The organism is Muribaculum sp., assembly GCF_029051885.1.
In the GTDB taxonomy this organism is placed as follows: Bacteria; Bacteroidota; Bacteroidia; order Bacteroidales; family Muribaculaceae; genus Muribaculum.
This window is the reverse complement of record NZ_JAIDKI010000254.1, coordinates 1-10,147: the sequence shown is the minus strand read 5'-3', so window position 1 is coordinate 10,147 and position 10,147 is coordinate 1. Positions and strand designations below refer to the sequence as shown.

The following is a 10,147-nucleotide window of genomic DNA, read 5'->3' as shown; positions in this document are numbered from 1 at the left end:
CCTTCGTCACATGTCGAAAATCGTCTCAAGCTATACGACCCTGGCGGCAACATTTATTATTAAACAAGCTCTAAGAGCATGTTCAAAAAAACTCTTTCACATCAAAGTGAGGGGCCGAGGGAGGTGCGTGAAAATCGGGAACGTTTGCGGCGGGTATAAGGGCTGATTAGGTATAAAATGCGGGCTTTATGAGCCGCTTGTATGGAGGAAATAATTATATTTGTCGTTGGAAATACCAAATTTTTGAAAAATACAGATTATGAGAAAAAACATGTGGCTAATGCTTGTAGCGCTCCTGTCGCTGCTGCCTTCGGTAGCCGAGGCCAAGAAGCAGGCTGAGCCTGCCGATTCGGTGCGTATCCTTTTTATCGGCAACAGTTTCACTTACCACAATAAGATGCCGCAGATGGTCGACAGTATCGCTACATCACAGAAGCGGGCTGTATCGATTACTACGGTTGTGAAGGGAGGGCAGCGACTGTCGGGACATCTTGAGAATCCGAAGCTGCACGAACTGTTGAAGAAGGGTGGCTGGGATTTTGTGATAGTCCAGGAGCAGAGCACTGACCCTGCGCTACCTACAGCGCAGGTTGTCGAGAAGGTATATCCTTCGGCCCACACGATTGACTCGCTTGTGATGGCCGGCTCGCCACAGGCCAAGGTGATTTTCTTCATGACATGGGGGCATAAATACGGCTATAGGGTGCCTATGCCCGAATATCCTCCGATGAACAGTTACGAGGGTATGCAGCACCGTCTTATCACATCATATCTTGAGATGGCTTATGACAACGATGCCCTATGTGCTCCTGTGGGGCTTGCATGGAAGCGTGTGCGCGAGGAGCGTCCCGAGGTCATACTTTACAACAACGACTGCTACCATCCTTCGCGCATCGGCAGCTATCTGGCGGCTAATGTGATATACACTACCATGTTTCCCAAGAGATATCAGACTAAATTCCGGGCCGGAATGTCGGGGCCTGAGGCCGAGTATCTGCAGCAGGTAGCACAGTCGACAGTGCTCGACAATCTTACGTTGCTTAATTTCAAGTAGAAGACCTGTATTCAAAATATTATCGCCGTCTTATGCTTTTATGCGTAAGGCGGCGATATTGTGTCTATTCCCCGGTATCAGGCGCTGAGGCCGGGAGGAAGCGGTGGAGCAGCAGGAATCCGCCAGCACCTGCTATCAGCGAGCCTATGACGATGCCGAGCTTGGCGTTGTTGAGCAGTGTGTTGCCCGTCTCTGCACCGCCTCCAAACGAGAGGTTGGCGATGAATAGGGATACGGTGAATCCGATGCCGGCAAGCATTGCTATGGAGGCTATCATCTTCCAGTCGGAGTGTGCAGGCATAGGTGCGAGCCCGGTCTTTACCGTAATCCATGAGAATGCGAATATGCCTAAGAATTTGCCGACTACCAGACCGATTATGATAGCGAGGCTGATGCCGCTGAAAAAAGCGCCGGCATTCATGCCCCAGAAGCATATCCCGGCATTGGCGAAAGCAAACAGCGGTACAATCAGGTAGCTTACTACAGGGTGCAGAGAGTCCTCAAGGTCCTGTAGCGGAGATATCACTTTGTCGGATGCCGACTCTATCTCTTTGAGCCAGTCCATCTGGTCTTTGTCGAGAATAGAGCGCCGTGACAGTGATTCATCGTCGTCGGCATTGAAGTGGGCTATGGCCTTGCGTATCTGTTTGATATACTTTTCGGGAGCGAATACGGGCCTCGAAGGTATGCAGAACGCTACAAGCACTCCGGCTATTGTGGGGTGGATGCCTGAGTTGAGGAAGAGATACCACACGATTATACCTATAATTATATAGAATATCTTGCTCTGAATCGATAGTACCGACCCGAGAAACAACAGTCCCAGCATGCATAAGCCTCCTACTATGAACCAAGGCTCTATGTGGGTGGAATAGAATGCGGCTATGACGATGATGCCGCCTATATCGTCGACTACGGCAAGAGTGGTAAGAAAAATCTTAAGTGATATGGGTACACGCGAGCCGAGCATGGCGAGTATGCCGAGCGAGAAGGCTATGTCGGTGGCCATGGGTATGGCCGCTCCGTCGATGTAGTCAGTGCCGGAAGCCATAAGCCAGAACAGTCCCACCGGAACCGCCATACCTCCGATTGCCGCCACAATAGGCAGCAGGGCCTGCTTGAAAGAACTCAGTTCGCCGACAAGCACCTCACGCTTTATCTCAAGGCCTATTGTGAAGAAAAATATGGCCATCAGCGCATCGTTGATAAACTGCAACATAGACATCGGGTGTCCGCCATGGCTGAATATGTTGAACGAGCCTACCTGAAGGCGTATCTCCTGATTCCAGAAGTCGGCATACATGGTGTTGACTCCGGGTATGTTGGCTACGATAAGGGCCAGTATGGTGGCGGCTATAAGCGCATTTCCGCCGGAGGCATGTGACGTGAGCGCACGTTTGGCACTGTAATATACTTTCGCCGGAAATTCTTTGGCAGCTGAATCGATATGTTGTGAAGACATAGGTGAGTGGCTGGTTATGGTTTCTAATCAGTATAACAATATCTCCGCGTAAGAGTTTTTTGTCTTTTGCGTGGAGTCTTTTCCGTGAGGTAAGTACGCGATTAAAGTCAAGATGGCTCCACTTATTTGTTGAAAATATTGGTTATGATGTGTGAAAATAATATATTTGTGGAAATCAATACCGTGTTATGAAAGTATATAAGTCAAAAATCGATTGTTGGCTGGCAGTACTGATTCCGGCCCTTACCCTCCTGCCTGCGCTCCCTGTAGTAATGTCGGGCGAGGATATATGGGTATTTGTTTTATTGGCGTGTATAGCGGCATTGGAGATTGCTGTGATTACCGGATTCAGGTATGTGATAGATGGCTCCACGCTTGTAGTGAAGGCAATCTATGTCATGAACAGCGGTACGTATGATATAGGCAATATCGTGGAGATAAGTCCGACCCGTACGATTCTTTCGTCTCCGGCAGCTTCGATGGACAGGCTTGCCATAACGTTTACGAACACCCGTACGCCGCTGGTAATTTCACCGACAGACAGAGAGAAGTTTATCCGGACGCTGACAGCCATGAATCCGGATATACGGGTGAAGTCCTGATTGATGATGTCAGATGTAGGCCTGTAGGCGGTCGGCGACAGCCTCGCGGATGCGCCATGCCGCTACTTCCGGAGTTATTGGATGTACGTCGCGCGGCTCGTAGCTGTCGGCAGCTATTATGGCCGTGAGGTCGTTGCCGCAGGGTGTGGCTGATGAGTCGGTGGAGATATCGCAGTCGTCGGCCACGCATCCGCCGATGGCTATTACCGGCGTGGCGGTGGTGCGGTGGTATTCAATGAAATATGATAGCACTTTTCCCATTGACGACTGCCTGTCGATACGTCCTTCGCCTGTGATTACAAGGTCGGGGTGAATCGAACTGATACGGTTTCCGGCCACGATATCCACTCCGCGCACGAGCTTGCCGCCCATTGCGAGTATGGCAAAACCAAGTCCTCCGGCAGCTCCTGCTCCCGGTGAGTCGGGATCTCCTTCCGGCATCATTTTTATCGCTTTGCGCAGACGCATCTCCAGCATGGCCATATCGTCGGCATCGGCGCCTTTCTGTGGCGCGAAAGTCAGTGCCGAAGGCTCGCCTTTGTGAGCGAGCAGCGGCACGCCTGCGTCATACAGGCCCACTATCTGAGGCATATGCACCTTGAATCGGGCCATGTAGAGTACCATGCCGAGGCCGGCATCGCAATTGGCCGTTCCGCCGAGTCCTATCATAGCCTTGCGTACATCGTGGCGCTCCTGGACTATCGCCAGCAGTTCGCCGACCGGGGCCGATGATGTGCGCATTATGTCGCGCTTGGCGGCCGGGACGAGCGATAGCCCTACCGCAGTGGCTGAGTCGAAGAGTATGGTCTTATGCTCAGGATGGTAGTAATACACGGCAGTTGTAGGGGGAAGCCCTTCGACCGGAGCGTGGATTGTGGCGGTGTGGCGTGAGAAACCCATCTCCGGGCCTATTATGTCGGCTGTGCCTTCGCCTCCGTCGGCCATAGGCACGACGTGTACCTCTGCATCGTGACACACGGCAAGCACACCCTCGCGCATGGCCTCGGCAGCCTTGTGCGATGAGAGTGTGCCTTTGTATTTGTCGGGAGCTATGGCGATTATCATGATGAGGGAGCTGTACCGGCTGATGTCGTGGGTGTGAATCAGTCGAGCTTAAGCACTGCGAGGAATGCTTTTTGCGGTACTTCGACAGAGCCAATCTGCTTCATGCGCTTTTTGCCTTTCTTCTGCTTCTCGAGGAGTTTGCGCTTACGGGATATGTCGCCACCGTAGCACTTGGCGGTAACGTCCTTGCGTACGGCCTTGATGGTCTCGCGGGCTATGATTTTTGCTCCGATTGCAGCCTGGATGGCGATGTCAAACTGCTGGCGGGGAATGAGTTCCTTTAGTTTTTCACACATGCGTCGGCCGAATGTCACGGCATTGTCCACATGGGTAAGTGTCGACAGGGCGTCGACGCTCTCGCCGTTGAGCAGGATGTCGAGCTTGATGAGTTTGGACTCACGGAAGTCGTGGAGATGGTAGTCAAACGATGCGTAGCCTTTGGATATGGACTTCAGCTTGTCGTAGAAGTCAATCACGATTTCGCCGAGCGGGAGGTCGAAAGTGAGCTCTATACGGTTGCCGGATATGTACTGCTGATTGAGAAGCTCGCCGCGTTTGCCGAGACAGAGGGTCATAATCGGGCCGATATAGTCGGCTGCGGTGATAATCGACGCGCGTATGTAGGGCTCTTCGATATGGTCGATAAGCGTAGGCTCGGGTAGGCCCGAGGGGTTATGTACCTCGGTCATGTTGCCTTTTTTATCGAATACGCGGTAGCTTACGTTGGGCACGGTGGTGATTACATCCATGTCGAACTCTCGGCCGAGACGCTCCTGGATGATTTCCATGTGGAGCAGTCCGAGGAAGCCGCAGCGGAATCCGAATCCTAGCGCCATCGATGACTCCGGTGTGAAGGTGAGCGACGCGTCGTTGAGCTGTAGCTTCTCGAGCGAACTGCGCAGATTTTCGAAGTCTTCAGTCTCAATAGGGTAGACGCCGGCAAATACCATCGGCTTCACTTCCTCAAATCCGTCGATTGCTTTCTCGCAGGGACGGTCCACGTGGGTGATTGTATCGCCTACTTTTACTTCTTTTGAGGTCTTGATGCCCGAAATGATGTATCCTACGTTGCCTGCCGACAATTCCTTGCGCGGCGACATGTCCATCTTCAGTACGCCTATTTCGTCGGCATGGTATTCCTTGCCGGTAGAAACGAATTTTACAAAATCGTCCTTGCGGATAGTGCCGTTTACAATCTTGTAGTAGGCAATAATACCGCGGAAGGGGTTGAATACCGAGTCAAAAATCAAAGCCTGCAGCGGCGCGTCGGGATCGCCCTGGGGAGCAGGTATACGCTTTACGATGGCCTCAAGTATTTCGGGTACGCCGATACCTGTCTTGCCGGAAGCACGGATTATATCCGAGGGGTCGCATCCGAGCAGGTCGACAATCTGGTCCTCTACTTCGTCGGGCTTTGCGCTGTCGAGGTCTACCTTGTTGATTACGGGGATAATCTCAAGGTCGTTTTCAAGGGCCATGTACAGATTTGATATTGTCTGGGCCTGAATTCCCTGGGATGCGTCGACGATAAGGAGCGCACCCTCACACGCGGCAATCGAGCGCGATACCTCATAAGAGAAATCGACGTGTCCCGGGGTGTCGATAAGATTGAGCGTGTAGTGTTCTCCTTCCAGGAGATAGTCCATCTGTATGGCGTGGCTCTTGATAGTGATGCCACGCTCACGCTCGAGATCCATGTCGTCGAGCACCTGAGCCTGAAGGTCTTTTTCGGCTATGGTATGGGTATATTCCAGCAAGCGGTCGGCCAGGGTGCTTTTGCCATGGTCGATATGGGCGATTATGCAGAAATTTCTGATTCGTTTCATAGTGTGCAAAGTTAGTGAAATTTTCTGAGATTTTTTCGAATGACATGCAGATGGATTTTTAATATGATTCGTTATATTTGCAGTTTGCTTATCAAGAAAAAAACATTGGATTCTTTAGAAAAAAACAATAGTGTATTTTCATCGGCGTTTGCAGCCGGACTGTCGGGATTACGTCCGATAAACCGTACTGTGCGCTCTACAGTTGTTGCTGATGATTTCCGGTTTCGTATCAGCCGCACGACAAGCGGCAACCGTCATACGGAAGCATTCATATCGGTGGTCGATGCGGAGGGTAAAGAGGTGACGCCCGACCGGTCGAGAGTCACTGTGGCGGCGGCACGCGTGCTTGACGCCATGCATGAGGCTCGCTCCCAATCGGGGTTCATGCTTGGATGGGACGGTGTGGACAGCGCTGTGAGTCTGTCGCGTTTCCCGATGGCGGGCACGTTGCTGCTCGACTGTCACAATGTAGAGGTGGACGGTGTCGGGCAGGTGAACGTATCAATAGAGCCTGCCAGGGTGGTCGTAGAGTTGCGTAGAGTGACCGACAACGAAGGCAATACACTGAGGTTTGAGCCGGAACTCGGTATTACCGTTGAGTCGGCTGAATCCGATGGTGGTGGAAGCACGACCCGCATGTTGCCGCCGGAAAACCTGTTGTCGAGAAATATCGCACTTGACGGCAATGTATTGCGTAGCATTGCCGACATGGGTGATAACTTCAATATTATCGCGATATTTTTCAGCAGCATACCATCCGGAGGTCTGAACCAATGGCTCAGTCTGTTCTTTACCTATATAGATAATGTAATGGTGATGCTCGACGGACGTCCTGTAGAGTGGAGCAACAATGCCGCTGGTTATGAGCCGACGATAGTGTTTACGCGTGTCGATGCCGACCGTTCGCTTAACATGGAGGTCGCCAGGCTGCTCCCCGGCATAGATTTCAATCTGCAGCGTCGCCTTCAGCTTACTGCGGTAGCTGTAGATGGCGGCGATGGCTTTCCTGTCATATGCCGTACACAGCATTGCGATGTACAGGGGGCGGATAATGACGCTGACAAGATAGCGGAGATGCTGCGGTATTACACACCAAGCCGGGCGGCATATAAAAATGTATACCGCGATGGCTCTTTCTTCATCGTTCCCCCTGAGGTGGCGGGGCCGTTTCTGCTTCATGGCCTTCCGTCGCTGCTCAAGGAGTTCCGTCTGATTGGTTCGGAACATCTGCGCGAATATAAGATACAGGCCGCTTTTCCCAAAATCAGCATGCGCATGATTTCGTCGGGTATCGATTTTCTCGATACTGAGGCGGTGGTGGATATAGCCGGAGAAAAGATAACTCTTCCCGATCTTCTCAACCAGTACGGCAGTCAGCGGTTTGTGGTGCTTTCTGACGGCAACCGTGCGATACTGGACGACCGTTATATGCGCCGCCTTCAGCGTATATTCAAGGTGGAAGGCTCGGGCAAGGAGGCAAAGGTAAAGGTGTCGTATTTTGATATGCCGGAAATCGAGGCTCTGCTTGAGCTTCCTCTCGATGGCTCTGCTCCGCAACACTACAGAGAGTTTCTCGAGGGATTCAGGAGGTTGCCGTCATCAGAGTTGTCTTTGCCGGGGCTGAATGCCACTCTCAGGCCATATCAGCTTGAGGGTGTCAAGTGGATGAAGTATCTGCATGACAATGGCATGGGCGGATGTCTTGCCGATGATATGGGCCTGGGAAAGACCGTGCAGACAATAGCATTGCTTACAATAGTATATGGCGGAGCTATATCTGCCGAGGCCAGACCCCGCCGTCGTGGACGTCCACGCAAGAATGAGGGCGCCCCCGACATGATGGCCGATGGCAGTATACCGCCTTCACTGCTCGTTATGCCCAAGAGCCTTATCTTTAACTGGGAAAGCGAGATAGCCAGATTTGCGCCCTGGCTGAAGACTTATACTTATTATGGAGTTAACCGTGATATGGATGAGGCATGCAGGGCCAATGTGGTGCTTACTACATATGGTATGATGCGCAATGATATAGATGCTTTTCGACGCAGGAGATGGGAGTATGTGGTGCTTGACGAATCGCAGAATATCAAGAATATGGAGTCGCAGACGGCTAAGGCGGCATTCATATTGGAATGCAATCACCGGCTGGCGCTGAGCGGAACGCCGATGGAAAACAATATAATGGAGCTGTACTCTCTGTTCCGCTTCCTTAACCCAGGTATGCTTGGCGATGCCGGCGATTTCAGCCGGCAATATGCGATGCCTATCCAGAATGAGGCTGATACCGAGGCGATGGCGACTCTCAGGCGCAAACTGTATCCGTTTATGCTGCGCCGACTGAAACGCGATGTGCTGACCGAACTGCCCGACCTTACCGAGCAGACGCTGTATACCGAGATGGAACCGGCCCATGCCCGCCTTTATGAGGAGCGCCGCCGGTATTATCAGGACATTATCAACAAATCGATAGAAACTGACGGTATGCAGAAGAGCCAGTTTGTGATATTTCAGGCTCTCAGCGAACTGCGTCGCATAGCATCTGTGCCTAATATACTTACCGACGGAGCTGTCAGCTCTCCAAAACTCGATCCGCTTGTTGAGACGATATCGGAGGCTGCCGCCAACGGACATAAATGTGTGGTGTTCTTCAACTTTATTGCCGGAATCGAGCTTGTCGGGGAGCGACTTGAACGTCTGGGCATAGATTATGCCACCATGACCGGCTCTACAGGCGACCGGCGCAGTGTGGTGCAGCGTTTTCAGAATGATGCTGACTGCAAAGTGCTGCTGCTGACACTTAAGGTAGGCGGTGTCGGGCTTAATCTTACGGCCGCCGATACGGTGTTTATCTATGAGCCATGGTGGAACCGCGCTGCCGAGAAACAGGCAATCGACCGCCTGCACCGCATGGGGCAGAAGATGAAAGTTACTTCATACTCCATGATAACCCGCGGCACTATAGAAGAACGCATACGCCAGTTGCAGGAACGCAAAGCGGCTCTGTTCGAGGGTCTTGTTTCTTCCGACTCTACTCTCTCAAAGCAGATGTCGCAGGAAGACATAGACTTTATTCTATCATAATCCTGACATACTCAAAATGAAGAATAAGGAGATTGAAATCGTAACTATATATGCCGGCAATGAGTCGGATGTCGAAGCCATCATAAGGGAACTTGCCGTATACCGGCCGGTGTATATCCAGCGTATGCTACACTACGCATTTGTCGATATCGGAGACAGTGAGCCTGTGGTTGACTGGAGCGCATACAAAGGGAAGCCACTCTTTACAGATGGAGAGATGAGTCAGGCGATATTGAATAGTCCCAGGAACCGAGGCCATCTGGCTGAGGTATTCGCAGTGTTTCTGTCGGATTACCGCAATCTGAAATGGCTTGTTGACAAAGTTCCGGATAAGGAACTGAAGCTATGGCGCAAATGTTTGATTTCAGGCGTGATAAGTGAGATGGAGGTGCGTAAGGCTCTTGATATTACCGGTTCGTCGGAGGTATTTATCGATAAGACCCGTTTCGCATGGCTATATCCGACACCATGGTCGATACAACAGTTCAGATGGAGCTGGGGAAAGTCAAAATCAAGACTGGAATTTGTCATCGACGGACTGTTGCGTCCATATCTTCTGGCTGTATTATATCCTGATGCCGCCGACTTCCGGAAGCTGGATGCCCTGCCTGATAATCTTAGAGTATTTTCGGATGTGTCGGGTACTCTTAAGGCCATGTCGGACTACGATGCATTGGTTGCCGCCAGGATGTTTGACTCCGGTTCGGCGCATGTGACTTTGCCTGTAATCAGGCGTGTTTCTGCCGGAATAAGTCTGAGGGAGTTTTTTGGCGATGTGAAGTTGAGCAAATATTACGCTAATGCGAGGGGGCGCATCATCGTCAACCTGATGATGGAGATGCACCAGACTGAATCGGGCGTGTCGATGTCGCCGGCTGAGCGTTGCCGCTATGTAGTCGGGCATATGGGGTGTGTCGTGCCTGATTTTGTGAGACGCGCGCTAATGCCTCAGCTCAAGGGTAAATTTTCCAATACCTCGTTTGACAGCTCTGCCTGTGAGATGGCCTACCGTGTGATGAGGATGATTGCCCGACATTCCGACCCGGGTAAATGGATT

At 51.7% G+C, this 10,147-nt stretch carries 7 protein-coding genes; 4 read left to right on the top strand and 3 right to left on the bottom strand.

The window, feature by feature from the left end; all coding sequences use genetic code 11:
- The first annotated feature begins 259 nt into the window (after positions 1 to 259).
- The gene (locus tag K2I50_RS10540; RefSeq protein ID WP_301026308.1) at positions 260 to 1,054 is read left to right on the top strand and encodes an SGNH/GDSL hydrolase family protein; all 795 of its coding nucleotides are present in this window, start codon (positions 260 to 262) and stop codon (positions 1,052 to 1,054) included.
- 64 nt (positions 1,055 to 1,118) lie between these two features.
- Here K2I50_RS10540 and nhaA read toward each other — a convergent pair whose 3' ends face one another.
- Positions 1,119 to 2,516, bottom strand: a complete 1,398-nt coding sequence (nhaA, locus tag K2I50_RS10535) for a Na+/H+ antiporter NhaA (RefSeq protein WP_301026307.1) — start codon at positions 2,514 to 2,516, stop codon at positions 1,119 to 1,121.
- Positions 2,517 to 2,704: 188 nt separating this feature from the next.
- On the opposite strand from nhaA, the gene K2I50_RS10530 reads away from it, so the two are divergent.
- Positions 2,705 to 3,118, top strand: coding sequence for a PH domain-containing protein (locus K2I50_RS10530; RefSeq protein ID WP_301026306.1), 414 nt, complete (start codon positions 2,705 to 2,707; stop codon positions 3,116 to 3,118).
- A gap of 9 nt (positions 3,119 to 3,127) precedes the next feature.
- On the opposite strand, the gene K2I50_RS10525 is transcribed toward K2I50_RS10530, so the two are convergent.
- Together K2I50_RS10525 and lepA are read right to left on the bottom strand one after the other, a co-directional pair.
- Positions 3,128 to 4,183 (bottom strand): glycerate kinase, encoded by a 1,056-nt coding sequence (locus K2I50_RS10525; protein ID WP_301026305.1) that lies wholly within the window; start codon positions 4,181 to 4,183, stop codon positions 3,128 to 3,130.
- Positions 4,184 to 4,221: 38 nt separating this feature from the next.
- Positions 4,222 to 6,009: a translation elongation factor 4 gene (gene lepA / locus K2I50_RS10520; protein ID WP_301026304.1), complete on the bottom strand. Its 1,788-nt coding sequence runs from the start codon at positions 6,007 to 6,009 to the stop codon at positions 4,222 to 4,224.
- A 105-nt stretch (positions 6,010 to 6,114) separates the two neighbouring features.
- Here lepA and K2I50_RS10515 point away from each other — a divergent pair, with 105 nt between their 5' ends.
- Complete coding sequence (locus K2I50_RS10515; protein WP_301026303.1) at positions 6,115 to 9,090, top strand: DEAD/DEAH box helicase; 2,976 nt, start codon at positions 6,115 to 6,117, stop codon at positions 9,088 to 9,090.
- A 16-nt stretch (positions 9,091 to 9,106) separates the two neighbouring features.
- Positions 9,107 to 10,147, top strand: a 1,041-nt coding sequence (locus tag K2I50_RS10510; protein ID WP_301026302.1) for a hypothetical protein, incomplete at its 3' end; no start/stop codon positions are given.